General features: G+C 51.2%; 20 protein-coding genes. 18 read left to right on the top strand and 2 right to left on the bottom strand.

Annotated elements, in window-relative coordinates:
* Positions 1–88 precede the first annotated feature (88 nt).
* From pyrR to IRJ25_RS08260, 12 genes are all read left to right on the top strand, one after another.
* Positions 89–622 (top strand): bifunctional pyr operon transcriptional regulator/uracil phosphoribosyltransferase PyrR, encoded by a 534-nt coding sequence (gene pyrR / locus IRJ25_RS08315; protein WP_015881323.1) that lies wholly within the window; start codon positions 89–91, stop codon positions 620–622.
* 48 nt (positions 623–670) lie between these two features.
* Positions 671–1,975 (top strand): uracil-xanthine permease family protein, encoded by a 1,305-nt coding sequence (locus tag IRJ25_RS08310; protein WP_015881324.1) that lies wholly within the window; start codon positions 671–673, stop codon positions 1,973–1,975.
* Between the two features lie 129 nt (positions 1,976–2,104).
* The gene (locus tag IRJ25_RS08305) at positions 2,105–3,019 is read left to right on the top strand and encodes an aspartate carbamoyltransferase catalytic subunit (RefSeq protein WP_269318086.1); all 915 of its coding nucleotides are present in this window, start codon (positions 2,105–2,107) and stop codon (positions 3,017–3,019) included.
* Complete coding sequence (locus tag IRJ25_RS08300) at positions 3,016–4,296, top strand: dihydroorotase (RefSeq protein WP_269318085.1); 1,281 nt, start codon at positions 3,016–3,018, stop codon at positions 4,294–4,296. The genes IRJ25_RS08305 and IRJ25_RS08300 overlap by 4 nt, the downstream gene beginning before the upstream one ends.
* The gene (locus IRJ25_RS08295; protein WP_269318084.1) at positions 4,274–5,356 is read left to right on the top strand and encodes a carbamoyl phosphate synthase small subunit; all 1,083 of its coding nucleotides are present in this window, start codon (positions 4,274–4,276) and stop codon (positions 5,354–5,356) included. Before IRJ25_RS08300 ends, IRJ25_RS08295 begins: the two co-directional genes overlap by 23 nt.
* Position 5,357: 1 nt before the next feature.
* Complete coding sequence (gene carB, locus IRJ25_RS08290; protein ID WP_269318083.1) at positions 5,358–8,561, top strand: carbamoyl-phosphate synthase large subunit; 3,204 nt, start codon at positions 5,358–5,360, stop codon at positions 8,559–8,561.
* Positions 8,558–9,277: a dihydroorotate dehydrogenase electron transfer subunit gene (locus IRJ25_RS08285; RefSeq protein ID WP_264092386.1), complete on the top strand. Its 720-nt coding sequence runs from the start codon at positions 8,558–8,560 to the stop codon at positions 9,275–9,277. The genes carB and IRJ25_RS08285 overlap by 4 nt, the downstream gene beginning before the upstream one ends.
* Positions 9,274–10,200, top strand: a complete 927-nt coding sequence (locus tag IRJ25_RS08280) for a dihydroorotate dehydrogenase (RefSeq protein WP_269318082.1) — start codon at positions 9,274–9,276, stop codon at positions 10,198–10,200. The genes IRJ25_RS08285 and IRJ25_RS08280 overlap by 4 nt, the downstream gene beginning before the upstream one ends.
* Positions 10,175–10,879: an orotidine-5'-phosphate decarboxylase gene (pyrF, locus tag IRJ25_RS08275; protein ID WP_269318081.1), complete on the top strand. Its 705-nt coding sequence runs from the start codon at positions 10,175–10,177 to the stop codon at positions 10,877–10,879. Before IRJ25_RS08280 ends, pyrF begins: the two co-directional genes overlap by 26 nt.
* Positions 10,863–11,489: an orotate phosphoribosyltransferase gene (gene pyrE, locus IRJ25_RS08270; protein ID WP_269318080.1), complete on the top strand. Its 627-nt coding sequence runs from the start codon at positions 10,863–10,865 to the stop codon at positions 11,487–11,489. The genes pyrF and pyrE overlap by 17 nt, the downstream gene beginning before the upstream one ends.
* Before the next feature lie 89 nt (positions 11,490–11,578).
* The gene (locus IRJ25_RS08265) at positions 11,579–12,409 is read left to right on the top strand and encodes a hypothetical protein (protein ID WP_269318079.1); all 831 of its coding nucleotides are present in this window, start codon (positions 11,579–11,581) and stop codon (positions 12,407–12,409) included.
* On the top strand, positions 12,406–13,344 hold the full coding sequence (locus IRJ25_RS08260; protein ID WP_196430519.1) for an FUSC family protein: 939 nt from the start codon (positions 12,406–12,408) through the stop codon (positions 13,342–13,344). The genes IRJ25_RS08265 and IRJ25_RS08260 overlap by 4 nt, the downstream gene beginning before the upstream one ends.
* A 203-nt stretch (positions 13,345–13,547) precedes the next feature.
* On the opposite strand, the gene IRJ25_RS08255 is transcribed toward IRJ25_RS08260, so the two are convergent.
* Complete coding sequence (locus IRJ25_RS08255; RefSeq protein WP_264092389.1) at positions 13,548–13,757, bottom strand: hypothetical protein; 210 nt, start codon at positions 13,755–13,757, stop codon at positions 13,548–13,550.
* Positions 13,758–13,997: 240 nt separating this feature from the next.
* Positions 13,998–15,689, bottom strand: a complete 1,692-nt coding sequence (locus tag IRJ25_RS08250) for an Rqc2 family fibronectin-binding protein (RefSeq protein ID WP_264092390.1) — start codon at positions 15,687–15,689, stop codon at positions 13,998–14,000.
* 131 nt (positions 15,690–15,820) lie between these two features.
* On the opposite strand from IRJ25_RS08250, the gene gmk reads away from it, so the two are divergent.
* Genes gmk through rsmB form a run of 6 tightly spaced genes read left to right on the top strand, consistent with a single transcriptional unit; the run spans position 15,821 to position 22,977 of the window.
* A complete protein-coding gene (gmk, locus tag IRJ25_RS08245; RefSeq protein ID WP_031421596.1) occupies positions 15,821–16,468 on the top strand; it encodes a guanylate kinase in 648 nt (215 codons plus the stop codon).
* On the top strand, positions 16,468–16,677 hold the full coding sequence (gene rpoZ, locus IRJ25_RS08240; RefSeq protein WP_015881337.1) for a DNA-directed RNA polymerase subunit omega: 210 nt from the start codon (positions 16,468–16,470) through the stop codon (positions 16,675–16,677). Before gmk ends, rpoZ begins: the two co-directional genes overlap by 1 nt.
* Before the next feature lie 58 nt (positions 16,678–16,735).
* Positions 16,736–17,926, top strand: a complete 1,191-nt coding sequence (coaBC, locus tag IRJ25_RS08235; protein WP_269318078.1) for a bifunctional phosphopantothenoylcysteine decarboxylase/phosphopantothenate--cysteine ligase CoaBC — start codon at positions 16,736–16,738, stop codon at positions 17,924–17,926.
* A complete protein-coding gene (priA, locus tag IRJ25_RS08230; protein ID WP_269318077.1) occupies positions 17,923–20,247 on the top strand; it encodes a primosomal protein N' in 2,325 nt (774 codons plus the stop codon). Before coaBC ends, priA begins: the two co-directional genes overlap by 4 nt.
* Positions 20,248–20,258: 11 nt before the next feature.
* Complete coding sequence (fmt, locus tag IRJ25_RS08225; RefSeq protein ID WP_159562071.1) at positions 20,259–21,659, top strand: methionyl-tRNA formyltransferase; 1,401 nt, start codon at positions 20,259–20,261, stop codon at positions 21,657–21,659.
* Positions 21,646–22,977, top strand: a complete 1,332-nt coding sequence (rsmB, locus tag IRJ25_RS08220) for a 16S rRNA (cytosine(967)-C(5))-methyltransferase RsmB (protein WP_215244053.1) — start codon at positions 21,646–21,648, stop codon at positions 22,975–22,977. Before fmt ends, rsmB begins: the two co-directional genes overlap by 14 nt.
* Position 22,978: the final 1 nt, after the last annotated feature.

The raw sequence follows: 22,978 nt of genomic DNA, 5'->3' as shown, positions 1-22,978 counted from the left end.
GCATTCGTATGCCGTTTTTGATGAAGACTCCCTTTCCAGCCGGATGAGGGAGTCTTCTTTTTTAGTGAAGCTTGGAAGGAGGAATCACGTGAAACAATCAGTCATTTTAGATGAGTCAGCAATCCGTCGTGCTTTGACCCGAATCGCACACGAAATCATCGAGCGAAACAAAGGAATCGATGACGTCGTCCTCGTCGGAATCAAGACGAGAGGTGAGACGCTCGCTGACCGACTCGCTCGCCGAATCGAGGAGATTGAAGGCAAGCCGGTCGCACTCGGCAATCTCGACATCACCTTGTATCGCGACGATCTATCGAAGAAGTCGTTAGACCCTGAAGTCAAAGCGACGGAACTACCCCATGATATCAATGGAAAGACCGTCGTCCTCGTCGATGATGTCCTTTACACAGGTCGTACAGTTCGTGCCGCAATGGACGCGCTTGTCGACCATGGTCGTCCGGATTACATCCAACTTGCTGTCTTGATTGACCGAGGCCATCGGGAACTCCCGATTCGACCAGATTTTATCGGAAAGAACGTTCCGACGTCCAAGTCCGAGCAAGTCGTTGTGAGACTCAGTGAAGTCGACACGGCGGATGAAGTCACGATCCATCAGCAATAAACTCATACCTTTAAGGTGGTCCAGAGAGGCCAGGAAGGAGAATTCAATATGAAACAACCTGTTCTACACATCCACGAGCGTCCAGCTCACTTTCCACAATGGCTATTATTCAGCCTTCAACACGTCTTCGCCATGTTCGGAGCGACGATTTTAGTCCCGATTTTGACAGGATTAAATACATCGGTCGCCCTCGTCGCTTCCGGTGTGGCCACGCTCTCATTCTTAGCGATTACCCGCTTCAAAGTCCCAACATACTTAGGTTCAAGTTTTGCCTACATCGCCCCGATCATAGCGGTCAGCCAGCAATGGGGTGTCGAAGCCGCACTCTTCGGCGGAATCGTCGCCGGGTCTGTGTACGGTGTCGTCTCCTTGATCATCTATAAGACAGGCGTCAACTGGTTGCTCCGACTGCTCCCACCGGTCGTCGTTGGACCGGTCATCATGGTCATCGGACTCTCGCTCGCACCGGTCGCCATTGACATGTCGATGAATCAAGATGGTGCCTATAACGGGACGTTCATGACGATTGCCCTGCTTACACTTGGAATCACGATGCTTGCCATGACGAAACTGAAAGGTGTTTGGGGAGCGGTCCCAATCCTCTTTGGAATCGTGGGAGGATATGCAGTCGCAGCGGCATTCGGCATCATCGATTATTCGCCGATTCAACAAGCCAGCCTGTTCCAACTTCCTGACTTCACGATGGTGTTCGTCGACTACATGCCGATGTGGCAAGTCGGTGCCCTTCTCGCCATCGTTCCGGTCGCACTCGTCACGATGACGGAGCACATCGGAGATCAGATGGTCACGTCAAAAATTATCGGACGAGAAACGATGAAAGATCCAGGTCTCCATCGTACGCTACTCGGAGACGGAGTGGGAAAAGCCGTCGCCTCTGCACTCGGTGGACCACCATGTACGACTTACGGTGAGAACAACGGCGTCATGGCCATCACACGAGTCTACAGTGTCTACGTCATCGCCGGCGCAGCACTCATGGCCATCAGCTTCGGATTCCTTGGTCACATTGAAGCGTTCATCTCGACCATCCCGAACCCGGTCAAAGGTGGAATCTCGATCCTCTTGTTCGGTGTCATCGCGTCGAACGGATTACGGACGATGGTGGAGAGCAAAGTCGACTTGGCAGAAAAGCGCAACTTGATCATCTCATCGGTCATCCTCGTCATCGGACTCGGTGGTGCGATGGTTCAAATCGGGAGCTTCCCGGTACAAGGCATGGCGCTTGCGACGGTCGTCGGTATTTTGTTAAACGCCATCTTACCGCATGAAGAAGACGATACAGCAGTCGAAGTCAACACAACTGAAGAAACGAAACAAGCAAGTAACTTTTAATTCGATCCCGTGAGGTCGGCAAAGTGAAGGCTCGTTTATTTGGGTGTACCCTGCCCAGATAAAGGCGTCCCTTCACATCGGTGAAGAGGCGCCTTTTCTCTTTGCCTCTAATAAAAGGAGGAGACGAACATGAATACGATGCAAACAAACGTGAAACCGGTCAAACACTTCGTCAGTTTGGACACACTTTCCCTTGAGGAGATCATGGGCATGATTGAAGAATCATTGCGCTACAAGCAAGGTGACACCCCCCCACTATTTGATGGGAAAACGGTCGCAAACCTGTTCTTTGAAAACTCGACGCGTACGAAAAATTCGTTTCAAATGGCCGAGCGCCACTTGAACATGCAAGAGATTCCGTTCGATGTGACGACGTCATCGGTCACGAAAGGGGAGACGCTCTACGATACGTGTAAAACGCTCGAAGCGATCGGCGTGGACGCGCTCGTCATTCGACATCCGGAAGCGGGCTATTATCACGAACTTGTGGAGAAGTTGAATATCCCGGTGTTGAACGGAGGGGACGGGAGCGGGGAACATCCATCCCAATCATTGCTCGATCTCGTCACCATCTTTGAAGAGTTCGGAACGTTCCAAGGATTGAACGTCGCCATCTGTGGTGACCTCGTCCATAGTCGGGTCGCCCGCTCGAACGCAAGCGTCTTGAAGCGCCTCGGAGCAAACGTGGTCGGTTGTAGTCCTGCCTCTTGGTGGGATGACTCGATGGGGCTAGAGCGAAAAGAACTCGATGACATCCTAGGCGAATGTGACGTCATCATGTTGCTCCGTGTACAACACGAGCGCCATATCATGGGAGACGTCTTCTCGAAAGAAGCGTATCACACACAGTTCGGTTTGACGGTCGAACGCGTCGAGCGAATGAAAGCAGGCGCCATCATCATGCACCCGGCTCCGGTCAATCGGGATGTAGAGATTGCTGGAAGTCTGATCGAACATGAACGGTCACGCATCTTCCCACAAATGAAGAATGGGGTGTACGCCCGGATGAGCATCTTAAATCGAGCATTAGGAGGACAACAATGATACTTCAAAACGCGACATGGTATGACAAGGGAACGAAGCGTACGACATCCATTCAAGTGAAAGACGGAAAGATAAAATCACTCGACTATAAAGGGAAGACCGCGGGACAAGAAATCCTCGATGCGACAGGTTATCTGCTCGCACCAGGACTCGTCGATGTCCACGTCCACTTGCGTGAACCAGGTGGCGAGGCGAAAGAGACGATTCGGACGGGAACGATGGCTGCCGCGGCGGGCGGGTTCACGACCATCTGCTCGATGCCGAACACGAGACCGGTTCCAGACAATCGCGAAACAATGGACGTCCTCCTTCAAAAAATCGAACAAGATGCGGTCGTACGTGTGTTACCTTACGCCGCTATCACGAAACGACAGCTCGGTGAAGAACAGGTCGACATGGAATCGCTCGCAGATGCCTTCGCCTTCACGGATGATGGTGTCGGTGTCCAATCGGCGGCGATGATGCGACAAGCCATGCGTGAAGCGAAACGATTGAACAAAGCGGTCGTCGCCCACTGTGAGGATAATACGTTGAAGGCAGGATCGGTCCACGAGGGCAAATTCAGTGAGGCGCATGGCATTCAAGGAATTCCGAGCCTTGCGGAGAGCATCCATATCGCTCGCGACGTTTTGATTGCTGAAGAGACAGGGTGTCATTATCATGTCTGTCACGTCTCATCCCGCCAATCGGTTCGTGTCATTCGGGATGCGAAACGAGCCGGCATCCACGTGACCGCAGAAGTGACGCCGCATCATCTCGTCTTGAGCGAGGACGATATCCCTGGGCTCGATGCAAACTTCAAGATGAACCCACCGCTCCGAAGCGAGGATGATCGACAGGCCCTCCTTGAGGGATTGTTTGACGGGACGATCGATATGATCGCAACGGACCATGCCCCCCATACAGTAGAAGAAAAAGCACAAGGGATAGAGCGGGCTCCGTTTGGAATTACCGGCTTCGAGACTGCCTTTCCACTTCTGTACACGACGTTTGTAAAAACGGGCGTCATGGAGGAGCATCAGTTGCTCGACTGGATGACGAAACGTCCGAGTGACGTATTCGGTTTATCGAGAGGAGAATTGAAAGTTGGGGTGGATGCGGACCTGATTCTCATCGATACGGAAACGTCTCGCACGGTCGATCCTACGACATTTTACTCAAAAGGAAAGAATACACCGTTCGCAGGGAAAAAGCTTGTTGGATGGCCGGTCATGACGATGGTCGGTGGCGAAATTGTATATAAGGGGCGATTTGATGAAACGAACATTATGGCTTGAAGATGGAATGAAATTTGTCGGTAAAGGATTCGGGGCATCGGCTGATACGATGGGGGAAGTCGTCTTCCAGACAGGGATGACAGGATACCAAGAAATCTTATCGGATCCATCATACTGCGACCAAATGATTGTATTGACGAACCCATTGATCGGGAACTATGGCGTCAATCGTGAGGATTTTGAAACGACGATTCCGATGGCAAAAGCGTTGATTGTAAAAGAAGTATGCGATACGCCTTCGAACTTCCGTTCAACGGCGACACTCGATGCGACACTCACCCGCTTCGGCATTCCGGGGCTCTCGGATATCGATACACGGATGTTGACACGTCATTTACGAGCGAAAGGGGTCATGCGCGGTGTCCTCATCGATGGAGAGTTGACGTGGGACGAGGTACGGATCCGCTTTGATGAAGAATCGCCGAACGATCAAGTCGCACGCGTATCGACGAAGCGGACTTATGTGAGTACGGGAACCGGCCCTCGCATCGCTTTGATCGACTTCGGGGCGAAACTTGGAATCATGCGCGAGTTGATGAAACGAGATTGTGAGGTCATCGTCTTCCCGCACGATGTGACGGCAGAGGACGTATTACGGTATGAGCCGGACGGTATCATGTTGTCAAATGGACCAGGAGATCCGAAAGACGTTCCGACCGCACTGCCGCTCATCGAGCAACTGATGCCGACGACACCGATGTTCGGAATTTGTCTCGGTCACCAGCTGATTGCTCTCGCAAACGGTGCAAACACATTCAAGCTTCCGTTCGGACATCGTGGCGCGAATCATCCGGTGCTCGAGCTTGAGACTGGTGCCGTGACCATCACTTCTCAAAACCATGGATATGCGGTTGAGGAAACGTCACTGCTCGATACACCGCTCATCGTCACACACCGTGCGGTCAATGACGGAACGATCGAAGGGGTAAGACATCTCCATCACCCGACCTTCTCGGTACAGTATCATCCGGAGGCAGCACCAGGACCGTTCGACGCCAACGACTTATTTGACCGATTCATGCAACTCGTACAAGAAAACAAACAGAAAGTGGGAATTTGACATGCCAAAACGACCAGATATTCAGAAAATCCTCGTAATCGGATCAGGACCGATTGTAATCGGACAAGCAGCGGAGTTTGATTATGCTGGTACACAGGCATGTCTTGCCTTGAAAGAAGAAGGCTACGAAGTCATCCTCGTCAACTCGAATCCGGCTACCATCATGACGGATCCGACGACGGCGGACCGTGTCTATATCGAACCGCTCGAACCAGAATTCGTCGAGCGAATCATCCGGCAGGAACGTCCGGATGCACTCCTTGCCACGCTTGGCGGGCAGACCGGTTTGAACTTGGCTTTTGAACTCGACAAGCGGGGCGTCTTGCGAGATTGTGGCGTGGAGCTACTCGGGACGAAACTGTCTGCGATCGTTCAAGCGGAAGACCGGGAACAGTTCCGTAACTTGATGTTCGAACTTGGTCACGGCGTACCTGAAAGTGAGATCGTCCATACGCTCGAATCTGCTTGGGGATTTGCGGAACGAATCGGGTACCCGATCATCATCCGACCTGCGTACACGCTCGGGGGAACCGGTGGCGGGATTGCCCATGACCGGGAATCGTTCGAGCAAATCGTTGAATCTGGATTAAAGGCGAGTCCTGTTACGCAAGTCTTGTTGGAAAAATCGATTGCCGGGATGAAAGAAGTCGAGTTCGAGGTCATGCGTGACTCGAGTGACCAAGCCATCATCGTCTGTGCGATGGAAAACTTTGACCCGGTTGGAGTCCACACCGGTGACTCGATCGTATTCGCCCCTACGCAGACGCTATCAGATCGGGATTATCAGATGTTACGCAGCGTCTCGCTCGATATCATTCGGGCACTCGGTATTGAGGGTGGGTGTAACATCCAATTCGCACTCGACCCAGACAGTTTCACGTACTATGTCATCGAAGTGAATCCACGTGTTTCACGGAGCTCGGCGCTCGCATCAAAAGCGACAGGCTATCCGATTGCCAAGCTTGCTGCGAAAGTCGCTGTCGGTTACAAGCTATCAGAATTGAAAAACCCGGTCACAGAGACGAGCTACGCCTCGTTCGAACCGGCGCTCGATTACGTCGTCGCTAAAATCCCACGCTTCGCCTTCGATAAGTTTGAGTCCGCGGATCGCCGCTTAGGCACACAAATGAAGGCAACGGGTGAGGTCATGGCCATCGGTCGGAATTTAGAAGAGGCTCTGCTAAAAGCGGTTCGCTCGCTTGAACTGGGTATGGAAGAACTCCACCTTCCACAACTTCAAGCACTAGACACAGAACAGCTCGAGAATGGACTCATTCATCCGACAGACGAGCGTTTGTTCATCGTCTTTGAGGCCCTTCGTCGCGGATACACGGTAGAAACGCTACACCAACTGACAAAAATCGATCGATTCTACTTACAGAAATTGAATCGGATCTGGCAGGCAGAGCAACAACTGATCAAGGAGCCGTTGACGTCAGAACGTCTACTGGATGTGAAACGTCTAGGTTTCAGTGATGTGGCAATCGCCCGTATGCTGTCGATGGATACGAAAGCGGTTCGCACGAAACGGAAAGAATGGAGCATTCGTCCCGTCTATAAGATGGTCGATACGTGCGCAGCCGAGTTCGCATCGGAGACACCTTACTTCTACGGGACGTATGAAGTGGAGAACGAAGCGGTGAAGACAGACCGGGAGTCCATCCTCGTCCTCGGATCGGGTCCGATTCGAATCGGACAAGGTGTCGAGTTCGACTATGCGACCGTCCACTCGATCGATACGATTCGCGATGCAGGATACGAAGCCATCATCATCAACAACAACCCGGAAACGGTCTCGACAGACTTCTCCATCTCCGATCGGTTGTACTTCGAGCCGTTGACGACAGAAGACGTGTTGGAGGTCATCGAGAACGAGAACCCGCTAGGTGTCATCGTCCAATTCGGTGGACAGACTGCCATTAACTTAGCGGCATCGCTAGAAGCGAACGGCGTGAAAATTCTTGGGACGACCCTCGAAGATATCGACCGTGCCGAAGACCGAAAGGCGTTCGAAGCCACATTGTCAGCAGAACGATTGGCTCAACCACCTGGGAAGACGGCGACAAATGTGGAAGAGGCCGTCGCTTGTGCGAATGAGCTCGGCTATCCGGTACTCGTCCGACCATCGTACGTCCTCGGTGGACGAGCGATGGAAATCGTATATGAACAGTCTGAGCTTGAACGGTACATGCGACATGCGGTCATCGCCTCAAAAGATCGACCGGTTCTCATCGATCGCTACTTGACAGGGATTGAGATTGAAGTCGATGCCATCTGTGATGGGACGGACGTCTACATCCCAGGCATCATGGAGCATATCGAACGTGCCGGCGTACACTCAGGCGATTCCATTGCCGTCTATCCGCCGCAACGACTCAGTGAAGAACTGAAACAAAAAGTCGTCGATTATACAATCAAGTTGGCGAAAGCGTTTCGCATCAAAGGTCTGCTCAACATCCAGTTCGTCTATGCGGATGACCTATATGTCATCGAGGTGAACCCACGTGCGAGCCGGACGGTCCCATTCATCTCGAAAGTGACGGGGTTACCGGTCGCACGAATTGCTACGCAAACGATTCTTGGGACGAGCTTGAAAGAACTCGGTCTTGGGACAGGCATTCATCCTGAGTCGGACAGTATTTCGGTCAAAGTACCGGTCTTCTCGTTCGCGAAATTGAAAGAGGTAGACCCTTCGCTCGGACCTGAGATGAAGTCGACAGGGGAGGTCATGGCGACAGATCGCACGCTCGAAAAAGCACTCTATAAAGGGCTTGTCGCAGCAGGGATGAACATCGCCTTGAAAGGGAACGTGCTCATGACGATTGCCGACCATGACAAGGATGAGGCCATCGCCTTGGCGAAACGTTTCGACCGCCTCGGTTTCCGACTCATGGCAACGAGTGGGACGGCTGATTGTCTCGAAGCGGAACAGATGCGTGTTCGTCGAGTCGGGAAAATTCAAGAAGACGGTGAGACGATGCTCAGTGTGATTGAGCGAGGAGACGTCGACTTGATCATTAATACGACGAGTCGCGATGCACTCGTCACGAAAGACGGGTTCTTGATTCGAAGAACGGCCGCCGAGCAGGGCACGCTTTGCCTGACCTCGCTCGATACAGTCGAAGCCTTGTTACAAGTCATTGAAAGCCTATCGTTCCAAACGGTCAGCATCCCGGCATTCACAACGTTCGGGGTGATGGTATGAGACATGACGTAACGATTGTCAGCAACCGGCAAATCGCCAAAGCGACGATGGAAATGAAAGTACGTTGCCCTGGGGTGGAGGTCGCCCCTGGGACGTTCTTTCACATCAAGACGTCCGGTCTGTTACGTCGGCCGTTATCGGTGGCGAACGTCGAGGGGGACGAAATCACCTTCTTATACAAAGTGATTGGGGATGGGACAACTGAGCTGGCAGGGAAACGAGTGGGGGACACGCTAGACGTCCTTGGTCCGCTCGGGAACGGTTTTCCACTGGCGCAACATGGAAAGCGAGTCGTCCTGGTCGGAGGTGGGATTGGGGTCCCACCGCTTTACTACGTCAGACGCCGACTCCATGAGATGGGGATTGAAACGATTGCGATTCTCGGGTTTGATTCAAAAGAAAGCGTCTTTTATGAAGAAGCCTTTCGTGAACTTGGTGAGACGATCATCACGACAGTAGACGGTACTCACGGGGAGCTTGGCTTCGTCACTGGCCCCCTCGCACGCATCCAAGCCGATGTGTTGTTCAGCTGTGGTCCGGAAGCGATGTTAAAGGCAGTTGCCACTTCGCCCATTCCTGAACGATATCTCTCAATCGAGAATCGGATGGGTTGTGGCATCGGTGCTTGTTTTGCCTGTGTCTGTCAAGCACCGGGGGGCTATGTGAAAGTCTGTAGTGACGGTCCGGTATTCAATGCGGAAGAGGTGCTGTTATGAGATTGAATGTCGAGTTACCAGGTCTTCGTTTAAAAAACCCAATTATTCCGGCTTCCGGATGTTTCGGATTTGGAGAGGAATTCGCGAAACTGTATGACCTCTCCATCTTAGGAGGCATCATGATCAAAGCAGCGACGGAGGAATCGAGATTCGGAAATCCGACCCCACGTGTCGCCGAGACGGCACAGGGCATGCTCAACGCGATCGGTCTTCAAAATCCGGGAGTCGATGCGATCATCGAAGAAAAGTTACCATTTCTCTCGACGTTCGACACGGAAATCATCGCCAACGTTGCCGGTTCGACGCCAGATGAATACGTGGAAGTCGCCCGTCGAATCAGTGCCGACCCGACGATTAAAGCCATTGAATTGAACATCTCGTGTCCGAACGTGAAATGTGGAGGCATGCAGTTTGGGACGGACCCGGTGATGGCCGCAGAACTTACACAACTCGTCAAAGCGGCTTCAAGTAAGCCGGTCTATGTCAAACTGTCTCCGAACGTCACGTCAATCACCGACATGGCGCGAGCCGTCGAAGCAGCCGGGGCGGACGGCTTGACGATGATCAACACACTCGTAGGGATGCGAATCAATATCGAGACAGGTCGACCGATTTTAGCGAACCGAATCGGTGGGTTATCCGGTCCAGCCATCAAACCGGTAGCGGTCCGGATGGTGTATGAAGTCGCACAAGCGGTCGACATTCCCATCATCGCCATGGGCGGGGTTCGGACGGTCGACGATGTGCTCGAGTTTATTTACGCGGGGGCTTCTGCTGTTGCCGTCGGGACGGCGAACTTTGAAAATCCATACGTCTGTAAGGAAATCATCGAAGCGTTACCGGCACGACTTGATTCACTCGGAATCGAACATATTTTGGATGTGAGGGGGAAGGCCTATGCGCAACTTGTATCTCGCCCTTGACGTGGAAACGCGGGACGAAGCGTTTCATTTGTTGAAACGATTTTCAAACCGACCGGCTGTTAAAGTCGGGATGGAACTCTTTTATCGTGAAGGCGCACACTTTGTCGAAGAATTGGTCGACGGGGGTTATCCGGTCTTTCTCGATGTGAAAGTACACGATATCCCGGAGACGGCACGCCGTACGATGCGACAAATCGGAAAACTCGGGGTGGCTGTGACGAATGTCCACACATTAGGTGGCGAAAAGATGATGCGCTATGCGTTAGACGGGTTACGCCAAGAGAATGATACGACTCGATTGATTGGGGTCACACAGTTGACGTCGACAGATGAGCGCATGATGCAGACAGAGCTCGGGATTGCCGGACGACTCGATCTAGCCGTTCTCAGACAAGCGACACTTGCGAAACAGGCGGGACTTGACGGAGTGGTCGCATCCGTTCAGGAAGCGAAAGCGATTCATCAGAAACTCGGGGACACGTTCATGACGGTCACGCCGGGCATCCGACTCGGTGCAACCGAGGATGATCAAGTCCGTATCGCGACGCCGCATGAAGCGAGACTGGCGGGTGTTCACTCAATCGTCGTCGGTCGACCGATTACACGTGCGACTGATCCGATGGCCATGTACGACCAATTTATGAAGGAATGGGGACAAATGAATGAAACAAATCGCTGAGTCACTTTTACAGATTGAAGCCGTCACACTATCACCGACTGAGCCGTATACATGGTCGAGCGGATTGAAGAGTCCGATCTACTGCGACAATCGACTAACACTCAGTTATCCGAAAGTGCGTCAAGTCATCGTCGATGGATTGGTGAAGTCAGTGAATCCGATCGATGTCGATGTGATCGCAGGGACGGCCACGGCAGGTATCCCTCACGGGGCATTGCTCGCTGACCGACTCGGGCTTCCATTTATTTATGTCCGTTCGAGTGCAAAAGGGCATGGGAAAGGCAATCAAATTGAAGGAAAACTCGAGGCAGGCGCTCGAGTACTCGTCATCGAGGATTTATTGTCGACCGGGATGTCGAGTATCGATGCGGCGAAGGCGATTCGTCAGGCGGGTGGTGACGTCATTGGGATTCAAGCCATCTTCTCGTACGGATTACCGGTTCTTCAGAAGAATCTAAGCGATGCAGATCTGACGGCAACATCGTTGACAACGTTCTCAGAATTGATTGAAGTGGCAAAGAGTACGGGCGTTCTAAACCGTTCGGAGCTCGATTCGCTTCGCGACTGGCAAGAAAATCCTCGTGCCTGGAGTGACCTCGTCACCTCTTAAGAATCCACCTTCGGGCGGATTCTTTTTCGATTCGGCATATGTCATACTTCATGGTAAAATAACGGAAGTGATTCGAAAAGGAGAGGCATATGGCGTATTCAAGAAGCAAAGAGAAGACATGGAACGCACGATTTCGTGCAATTCCAAAACATCGTAAAGTCGCCTTCGGTCTCGTCTTGATAATCATCCCAGCGCTCTTTTTAGTGAATTTATTTGTGTTCAGCCATTTATTAGCGCTAGGAGACCAGTATGAAGACCGATATCAAATGAAGAAATTGCGACTCGAAACAGACCATGGGAATGTGGAATTCGTTCGTAGTCCAAATGAAAAGGTACAGATTGAAGTGATGCAGACTAATTCGAAAGAACGCCGCATCAAAGTCAAGTCAGTCGGGGATACCATCTACGTCGTCGAGCGATATGGATGGTTCAGCTATTTCGGAAGTCGAGCGAGCGATGAACCGTCGCGCTACAAAATTAAAGTCGCTTTGCCGAGCTCGATGACATCGGTTCATCTGGGAGCGGAGCAGGTGACAGGGCAAGGATTAAATGCGAAGACGATTGTTATGGATGTGAATGCCGTCAATTTGAAACAGATTGATAGTGATCGTGTACGGATTGAATCGAAAAGCGATACGACCATCGAATCGGCACGACTTGTGAACGGTGACATTCGCTCTTATCGTCATGCGACCGTCAGCGATGTTGTCGTCAATCAAGCGATGACCATCCAAACGGAAGCTGGGACGCTTAGTTACGCGCCGAAACATGCGACAGGACAAGTGAACGTGACGACGACTGGAAAAGTCTCGAGTAGCGACCGTTACGAAGAAGTCGAACCGGGTGTGTATCAATTGTCGACATCGAATCGACCGGTGGTGGAACTGATTTCTGAGACAGGAAAGGTCGAACTCAAATGAATGGACAACGATACATCCCGAAAATCGGGTTACGTACGTTAAAAACTGGAATTGCCGTCGCCATCACCGTCGCCATCTCGTGGTATATCTTCGGGATTTATTCAGGGATGGGAGCCATCGCAGCAGTTGTGGCGATGCAACCGACCGTCAAGCGATCGTCTAAAATCGTATTCAGTCGCATATTCGGAACGGTCGTCGGTCTTATGTGCGGGCTCTTCATCGTCTATTTGTTCGGTGTCAATCCGCTCTCGATTGGATTAGCCGTCATCGTTTCGCTCACGCTTAACACGACGTTCGATAAAACCCACATGTCGACGTATGCGGCATTTGCCATCGTCATGATGCTCGAAAGTCCTACATCGGACTTCTTCCATTATGCGTGGACCCGTTCTCTATTAACGGCGGTTGGTGTATTCGTTTCACTCGGTGTCAATTACGCGTTCATGCCTCCTCGTTATGAGGACCGGTTATTGAACGAGGTACGTAAGACTTCTTCTTACTTGTTCCATCACTGGCGAGAGCTCGTCGGTTCCCCGGCAGAGCTGCTAGAAACGCGAGCCCGCATCCTTGGCCATCAGGAGCTTCATATGATGCTCCAAGAGGACATGAAAGTGACGAACGTCAAATTGAAATATATGACGATCAAACAATACCGTTTGTTGATTCACCTTGAAGACAAGCTAGTCTTGTTGCTAGAGAGCCTCGCCGAGCATCGAGAAGCTTTCCTTTTGATGAGCGAGGAAGAGCGTCAGGCATTTGAGTCAGAATTTTTATATTTACTAGCGCATCATCACGACATTCTTTATACATGTGACAAGCCCTATTCGCTCTTCAAACTTCCACATGAAGATTTATCCGTTTCAGAAATTTTACACGGGCATTTGCTCGACTATCATGAACAGCTCGAGGCGTTCAAGCATGATCCGAAAACGTGAACCCTCTACACGTAGAAGACCCGCCATGATGATGACGGGTCTAGCTTGTTGACAAATAGCATGTTCGAACTCGTCCTTCCGGCGCCCACGCTTTCCTCAGGCAATCCCGGAGCCGCATCGCGACCTAGGTCGCTGCTGGGTCTCCGTCGGATTGCTTTCCTGTAGGAGTCGGGGCGCCGTCGGGCGAGCAACGCAAACGGTCGTCATCTGGCGGCCGTTTGTCTTCTTCTAAGGGCCTCGACGGCCGAAGAAAAAGCTCGATACTTACTTCGAATCGATGTATCAGGGGGAAGAGAAGGTAGACGCCGAGCCCGCCCGTCATCGACCCCGAGATCATCCGCCTCGGGCTGCCGTTCAACATCCGTTCCGTTCGTCAGACCGCGAAGGATGGATCGTGTCGACTTGTTGATCATCAGATCCGTCCCCTGTGTGTTCTTCTCACACCATTATTTGGGACGATGGACAAAAGGTGACCAAGAACGGGCAGGCGAGACTCCTGAGGGAATAGCAAGCAAAGGGAGACCCAGCAGTGACGCAGTCGCGATGCGGCTCCCTGCTTGCCCCTAGGAAAGCGAGCCGTGTCCGGATTGGGGCATAACACCTATACTTTGTCTATAGTCTGGACCCGCTATCACGATGGCGGGTCTTCATGTTTACGATTGTTTCAATGACTTCATCAATTGCTCATCCGGAGTCACGTAGACGGTCTGTTGATCTGTATAGATGACAAATCCCGGTTTCGCACCGCTCGGTTTTTTCACGAAACGGGCGCGTGTGTAATCGACAGGCACGCCACTTGATGCGCGTGCTTTCGAGAAGTAGGCGGCGACTGATGCGGCTTCTAGTAATGTCGTCTCGTCTGGTTCCGTCGAGCGGATAATCACGTGAGACCCAGGAATATCTTTGACATGAAGCCAAATCTCATCACGTCGTGCGAACTTGAACGTCAGATGGTCGTTTTGCGTATTGTTCTTCCCGACAAAGAATTCTGTTCCGGTCGAGGACGTGTACGCTTCAAGCGAAATTTTCGGATTCGCTTTTTTCTTTTGACGTTTTTGACGGATGTAGCCTTCTTCTGCAAGTTCCTCGCGAATCTCAAGAAGGTCGGACGGGGAAGCGACGTCGAGTTGGGCGATGAGCGTCTCTAAATATTCGATTTCTGCATCGTTCAACTCCATCTGTTTCTTCACTTCGACTTTGGCTACTTTTAGTTTGTTGTATTTCTTATAGTATTGCTGCGCATTCTCATTCGGTGTTTTGAGTGGGTCGAGCGGAATGGAGAGGATTGCACCGTTCTCGTCATAATAATCGACGACTTCGGCGACACGCATCCCTTTCTCGAGTTGGAATAGATACGTCGTCAACAGCTCGCCGTATTTTTGTAACTCATCCGCCCGCTCCGTCGCCTTCATGTCGTCTAAGAGACGACGCCGTTTTAATTGATTCTTTTCGAGTTCTGATTTAAGGAGACGTTCGACATCGTGCGCTTGTTGTCTCACACGGTCACGGTTCGCTTTTTCATAGTAGAAACGGTCGAGCACTTCTTTACTCGATTCATACGTTTCCTCGGTTTCGATGTCCCCGGCTGTCAATGCAATCGGAGCGAATCGTTCTTTACCATTCGCAAGTTGTTGGAAAACGTAGGGACCATCGAGTTGACGAAGGACGTTCTCAAATGCTTGCTGTAAGGAATCTCGATTCGGCGTTTTTGCGAGATGAACCACTTCCTGTGCGATTTGCGGACTGACACCGGCGAACGTGGAGACTATCTGTTTATCGAGCTTGCCGGCGTTCCAATCGATTCGTTTCAATCCTTCTGTCATCTCGGTCAATGGATCGAACTTATGTTGTTCCGGAGGAAGGAGATAGTCACTACCCGGCATGATGGTCCGATACGTGTTTTGAGAAGGAGGTAGATGCTTGATTGCATCTAATATTTTGCCTTCTTCCGTCGTCAAGACGACGTTCGAGTGGCGCCCCATCAATTCGATGTATACTTTCTTCGATTCTTCATCGCCGAGCTCGTTACGAGAGCGGACCGATATGACGATGACACGGTCCCTTCCGATTTGTTCGACCGCCGTGATGAATCCACCTTCCACATGTTTGCGGAGCATCATGCAAAACATCGGCGGTTCTTGTGGGTTTTTAATCGGTGTATCCGTCAACTGAAGACGGGCATACATTGCGTTTGCTGATATCAAGAGTTGCGCGTTCTGACGATTCGAGCGAATTTGAAGCATCAAATCGAGCGAATACGGTTGATGTACCTTGTTGATTCGCCCTCCGACGAGCGATTGTAATTCTTGTACGACACGATATGTCATTAATCCATCATAAGCCAATGATCTCATCACCTTTGTTCATTTTCTGTCTCTACGTTATCAGAAAAACAGAAAATATGGTACGATGGAGTAGGAAATCCGAACTTCTTCTTGCCGGGACAATTGATTGACTGCTATTATAATTAAATGTGATGTTAGAAGATGGAGGGCTTGCAGTGAATTTTAAAGAACGAGGATTATTAATCGTTTTGTCTGGACCGAGCGGTGTCGGAAAAGGGACCGTTTGCCGTGCTCTTCGCGAGGAAGAGGACAACAACCTTCAATATTCGGTGTCGGCGACGACCCGAAAACCACGTGAAGGGGAAGTTGAAGGAGTGCATTACTTCTTCAAATCGAGAGAAGAGTTCGAACGGATGATCGAACAAAAAGAACTGCTTGAACATGCCGAATTTGTCGGTAACTATTACGGGACGCCTGTAGAGTGGGTGCGTGAAACGCTCGAAAGCGGCCAAGATGTCATTCTTGAAATTGAGGTGCAAGGGGCGTTCCAAGTGAAGGAACTTCTCCCAGAAGCCGTCTTTTTATTCTTGGCACCACCAAGTCTTCAAGAACTTCGCAATCGTCTCATCGGACGAGGCACGGAGTCAGAAGAAGTCATTAAGCAACGCCTGCTCGTCGCGCGTGAAGAAATCGAGTTGATGGACGCCTACGATTATGTCGTCACGAACGACGAGGTCGACAAAGCCATCGATCGAATTAAAGCGATCGTGACAGCCGAGCATTGTAAACGTGAACGTGTTGCATCACTCTATAAAAAAGCCATGATGGAGGTCATTTAATGTTATACCCTTCGATTGATGCCTTACAACGTACTATCCCGTCAAAATACACGATCGTTACGGTCGCTGCAAAACGGGCGCGTCAGATTCAAGATGGAAAAGCACCGAAAGTCGCCGAGCCAAAATCATATAAGCCGGTCGGTCAAGCGTTAGAAGAACTATTTTCGGGTGATACGACAATCATCGTGAACGAAAAAAACAACGGATGAAGTGTGACCCAAGTCGTTTGCGACTTGGGTCTCATTGTCTATAAGGGGGAGTTTGGGAATGGTGAAGGATCGTACTATTTTATTATGTGTGAGTGGTGGCATCGCCGCCTACAAGGCGTGTGCGCTCACATCGAAATTGGTTCAAGCCGGAGCGAATGTTCGCGTCGCGATGACGAAATCGGCGGAACAATTCGTAGGTCAGACGACCTTCCAGGCGCTCAGTCGCAACCCGGTCTATACGGACGTTTTCGAAGAGCATGACCCGACAAAGATTGCTCATATCGATGTCGTCGACTCGAGCGATTTGATTGTCGTGGCCCCGGCGACGGCAAATACGATCGCAAAATTGGCGAACGGGATTGCGGATGACTTCATTACGACGTCCGTTTTGGCTGCGAAATGCCCGGTCATCATCTCACCGGCGATGAATGTGAACATGCTCGAACATCCTGCCACTCAGCGGAACATCGAGACGTTAAAATCATACGGCTATCAGTTGATTGAACCCGGTGTCGGCAACTTGGCTTGCGGATGGATTGGCGGGGGACGTCTGCCTGAACCGGAAGACTTAGTTCGCATCATCGAGAGCCAATTCGTCCCGAAACTATATCTTGGAAAAGATGTCTTGATCACGGCTGGCCCGACAGTCGAACGCATCGACCCCGTCCGTTACTTATCCAATGATTCGTCAGGGAAAATGGGCGTCGCACTCGCTGAGGTGGCTCGGGACATGGGTGCCCGTGTCACGCTCGTCCACGGGCCGCTCCAAGTTCCTGTCCCGGAAGGCGTGACAGCGGTTCCCGTCAAGTCAAGTGAGGAGATGCTGCGCGAAGTGACAAGCCGTTTTGAGGATTCAGACCTCGTCGTGAAATCAGCGGCAGTTGCGGATTATCGTCCAAAAACGATTCATTCGGAAAAACATAAAAAAGTCCACGGTCCACTTACGATTGAACTTGAAGAAACGACAGACATTTTAAAATCACTCGGTGAGAAGAAGACCCATCAAGTGTTGGTCGGATTTGCTGCTGAGACGGAACGACTCGAGGAGCACGCGGCAGCTAAGCTGAAGCGAAAAAACGTCGATTACCTTGTGGCGAACGATGTGTCTGGCAGTGACGTCGGATTCGGGGCGGACGACAATGAAGTCGTCTTGTTCCAAGCTGACGGGACGTCACTTAGACTTCCGAAACAATCGAAGAAAGCGTTGGCGTTCGAGTTGCTCACACATTTTAAGGAAGCGGTCCAATGATTGCACATGTACATGTCGATGCACCGGTGATCACGATTGACCGTCCGTTTGATTATGAAGTACCTGAACAATTTGAAGCTTTGATTGAACCGGGCATGCGCGTCTCCGTCCCATTCGGCTCACGACGTCTCCTCGGAATCGTTGTTGGTACGTCAGATGGGACGAGGGAAGGATTGAAACCGTTAGAAGCGCTGTTAGATGAGGAATCTTCACTCACTGACGAACTGCTCGCTTTATCCATCCATGTGAAAGAGACGACACTTTGCTTTCGTTCATCCGCCCTGCTTGCGATGCTTCCGGCCGCGCTCAAGGTCAGTTATGACAAAGAAATCAAAGAAGGACAAGTCCCTGATGGGGTCCGTCTCGGAACGCATTTATCGGAGTATCCGAAAGAAGTTCAGTCAGTCATTCTCGGACTCGCTAAAAAAGGGGAGCTGACCTTAGCACCCGTCTTAAAAGAAAAGAAGACCGTTAAGACAGACGTCGTCGTCGAACTCCTCGATGCGACAGTCGTCTCGAAACGTGCGAAAAAACAACTAGAAGCGGTCCGCCAACTTGAGGAGACCCCACGCATGTATTGGTCGGCACTTCGCCAAATTGGGCTGACTCGCCCACAACTGCAGAAACTTGCGGAACTCGGAGCGGTTCGATTGACCGAGGTCGAGTTGAATCGTGACCCGTACGCGACAATCGAGCAAGTCGAGGAATCGGTTCAATTGAACGACAGTCAAGCCAACGCGGTTCGGGCCATTCATGAGGCTGACGCGGGTGAGACGTTACTCGTCCACGGTGTGACGGGAAGCGGGAAGACCGAAGTCTATTTAGAATCAATCGGACAAGTCATCGATGAAGGGAAACAAGCCATCTTACTCGTTCCCGAAATCAGTTTGACTCCGATGATGGTCAAACGCTTCAAACGTCGTTTCGGCGATCGGGTCGCCGTGTTGCATAGCGCTCTGTCTAAAGGTGAGAAGTACGACGAGTGGCGTAAGATTAAACGAAATGAAGTCGACGTCGTCGTTGGTGCCCGTTCTGCAATCTTTGCCCCGCTCGACCGACTCGGTCTCATCATCTTAGATGAAGAGCACGAGACGACGTACAAGCAAGAGGAAAATCCTCGTTATCATGCGCGCGATGTTGCCATCTGGCGGTCCCGCTATCATGGGTGTCCCGTCGTGTTGGGCAGTGCGACCCCTTCACTTGAATCGTATGCTCGGGCACAAAAAGGCGTCTATCACTATTTGCATTTGAAAGAACGGTACGGTGGAGAGATGCCACCGGTCCACATTATCGATATGCGACGTGAATTGGCGAAAGGCAATACGACGATGTTCTCGGAAGAATTGTTCCAAGGGATTCTCGACCGGATCGAGAAAAAAGAGCAGTGCGTCATTTTATTGAACCGTCGTGGATTCACGACGTTCGTCATGTGCCGGGACTGCGGGGAAGGCATGACATGTCCGCATTGTGCCGTCAATTTGACATATCATCAATATGGAGATCGGTTGAAGTGTCACTACTGCGGTTATGAGGTCAGTATGCCGTCGACGTGTCCATCCTGCAATAGTAAGAAAATCAAACAGTTCGGGTCGGGCACACAAAAAATCGAGACGGAACTGTTGAACCGGATTCCAGAAGCGCGCATCATCCGAATGGACCAGGATACGACGTCTCGAAAAGGTTCACATGAGCAGTTGTTGCGTCGTTTCGAAGAAGGGGAGGCCGACATCTTACTTGGCACGCAGATGATTGCCAAGGGGCTCGATTTCCCAAACGTCACCCTCGTCGGGGTACTCGCGGCGGATGCGACACTCGGGATGCCTGACTTTCGGGCGACCGAACGCACCTTCCAACTCGTCACCCAAGTGGCAGGAAGAGCCGGGCGCGGAAAACTTCCGGGTGAGGCGTTCGTCCAAACGTATAACCCGGACCATTATGTGATCGAGACTGCGAGTGAACATGATTATGAGACATTTTTTGCCAAAGAGATGGGACTCAGACAAGTCGGGAACCATCCGCCTTACTGGTTTTTGACGCTCGTCACGTTTTCGGCGGAAAATCCCCTTGTCGCCAAGGCAGAGGCAGAATTGTTCGCATCAGACTTTTTACAAGCGCACGTGGAGAACAGCCGCCTGAATGGACCGATGCCGGCGCCGTTATCGAAGTTGAAGAACGCCTATCGTTATCAAGTATTCATTAAAACAAAACAACCCGAAGCACTCTATGTGGAGCTGGCACGATTACAGCAAGCGAGAGCCAAAGCAATCAGCAAGAAAGAATATCAAATGAGTATCGATGTGAACCCATACGTATTCATGTGAGGTGGAGAGACATGTATAAAGTAGTAGAAGTACCTAATGACATTTTGCGCGTAACGTGCGAACCGGTGACAAAGTTTGATAAAAAATTGCGTCAGACTGTCGACCGATTGTTTGATACGATGTATGAGTATGACGGAGTTGGTGTCGCGGCACCGCAAGTCAATTTGAACCAGCGGCTCGCGGTCGTCCATACCGATGATGAGACGGGACCGCTCGTCTTGATCAACCCGGAAATCATTGAAACATCCGGTCGAGAAGTTGGACTAGAGGGATGTTTGAGCATCCCAGGCGAATTCGGATTCGTGGAACGACACGAGTCGATCGTCGTCAAGAATCAAGATTTGAAAGGGCGGACACATACGATTCAAGCGAGCGGCTTTTTCGCTCGTGCGATTCAACATGAGATGGATCATTTGGATGGCGTCTTGTTCACAGACAAGCTCGCCGTCCCGAACCCTGGAAAAGACAAACGCATCGTCTTCATGGGGACGCCGACGTTCGCCGTATCGGTACTTGAGCGACTGCTTGAAGAAGGATACAATGTCGTAGGTGTCGTATCGCAACCGGATAAACCGGTCGGGCGAAAACGTGAACTTAAGCCGACTCCAGTAAAAGAGTGTGCGCTTCGTCACGGTATTCCCGTGTTGCAGCCTGAAAAAGTGCGCACAGACTATGCAGAAATTTTAGAGCTGAAGCCTGATTTGATTGTGACGGCGGCGTACGGACAAATCGTGCCGACCGCCTTACTAGAAGCCCCGCCTCACGGAGCCATCAACGTACATGCCTCCCTCCTTCCGAAATATCGCGGAGGTGCCCCGATCCATCAAGCCATTCTTGATGGGGAGTCGGAGACAGGTGTGACGATCATGTACATGGTCGACAAGTTAGATGCAGGGGACATGATTGCCAATACCATCGTACCTATCGAAGAGACGGATACAGTCGGGTCTTTATTTGATAAACTGGCTGTAGCAGGAAGCGATCTTCTCATCCGTACGCTTCCGGCCTTCTTAGAAGGGTGGATTGAGGCGGTGCCTCAAGACGAGCGAGACGTGACGTTTGCTCCGAACATCAGCCGTGAGCGTGAACAGATTGATTGGACGAAGCATGGCGAGTCCATCTACAACCATATTCGAGGAATGAATCCATTCCCGACGGCCTATTCAACGCTTGAAGGCGAACGAGTGAAATTGTTCATGGGAGAAAAAACGACAGGAACGGGACAGTCGGGAGAAGTCATTCGTCTGGAAGAAGACGGATTTGTCGTGGCGACAGGGAACGACGTCGCAATCAAAGTGACCGATTTGCAACCCGCAGGTAAGAAACGGATGGATGGTGCAACCTTCATGCGTGGCGCCGGACAAAAGCTACGGATTGGCGACCGATTAGGAGGAACTCATGAACGTACGTGAAGCAGCGCTTGATACGCTGATGAAAATTGAACAGGGCGGCGCGTATTCGACGATTGCCGTCAATGATACATTGAAACAAAAAAAAGTTGCCCCAAAAGATGTCGGTCTCTATACCGAACTCGTATATGGGACGCTCAGTCGCAAAGGGACGCTCGATTATATTTTGAAAGACCGGATCCGTTCGCCGAAGAAGCTAGACAAGTTTGTCCTCCCGCTTCTTCGGATGAGCGTTTATCAACTCTTCTATCTTGATAAAGTACCCGACCGGGCCGTCCTACACGAGGCGGTCGAAATCGCGAAGAAACGAGGTCATCACCTCGGAACGAGCAAATTCGTAAACGGGGTGTTACGAAATGTGCTTCGGGAAGGGTTTCCGGACTTTAGTGGCTTGACCGATGCAGAACGAATCGCCATCGAGCACAGTCATCCGGAATGGCTCGTATCAGATTGGATTGAGTTATATGGTGTGGAAACGGCAGAAGCGATTTGCCGATTAAACAATGAACCTGCTCCTGTTACGATTCGGGTCAACCGAAAGCGTATTTCAGTGGATGAGATGATGAACCGGTTGGCTGACGCTGGCGTCATGACGTCACGTTCTGAACTATCTGCTGATGGACTTGTCGTAGAGTCTGGCAATGTCCATGCGACCCCGTTTATCGAGGAAGGTCTTCTATCGATTCAAGATGAGAGCTCCATGATTGTCGCGGATGCACTCAACGTGTCGAAAGACGATGTCATCCTAGACGCATGTGCCGCGCCAGGCGGCAAGGCGATGCATACGGCAGAGCGAATGCAAGGTGGATCGCTCACCGCGCTTGACCTTCATCCACATAAAGCAAAATTGATTGATCAACAAGCCAAACGTCTACACATCAATGGAGTGACCGCACTTGCCCTTGATGCTCGTTTAGCAGGTGAACGGTTTGAAGAAGAAAGCTTTGACCGGATTCTTTTAGATGTCCCTTGTTCGGGCCTTGGCGTCATTCGTCGAAAGCCGGATATTAAATGGACGAAGGACAAAGCTCAACTCGAAAACTTACCAAAGATACAAAGACAAATCATTGATGCCGTATTGCCACTGCTCAAACCAGGTGGTACGCTAGTTTACTCGACATGTACAATCGACCCGTCTGAAAATGAGACGCAGGCTGACTATATTCTGTCGAAAGGGTTGATGTGGGACGAAACGCTCAAAGGTCGTCTCCCACAATCTGTTCGTCCGATGATGGAATCGGACCGTGCTGAACTAAATTTATTACCGACGACATTCGGGACCGACGGCTTCTATATCGCCGCATTTAAGAAAGAGGTATAAA

It is taken from the genome of Exiguobacterium sp. KJ 601, assembly GCF_027161185.1.
In the GTDB taxonomy this organism is placed as follows: domain Bacteria; phylum Bacillota; class Bacilli; order Exiguobacteriales; family Exiguobacteriaceae; genus Exiguobacterium; species Exiguobacterium profundum.
The sequence above is the reverse complement of the archived record's forward strand: the minus strand, read 5'-3'. Positions and strand labels throughout refer to the sequence as shown.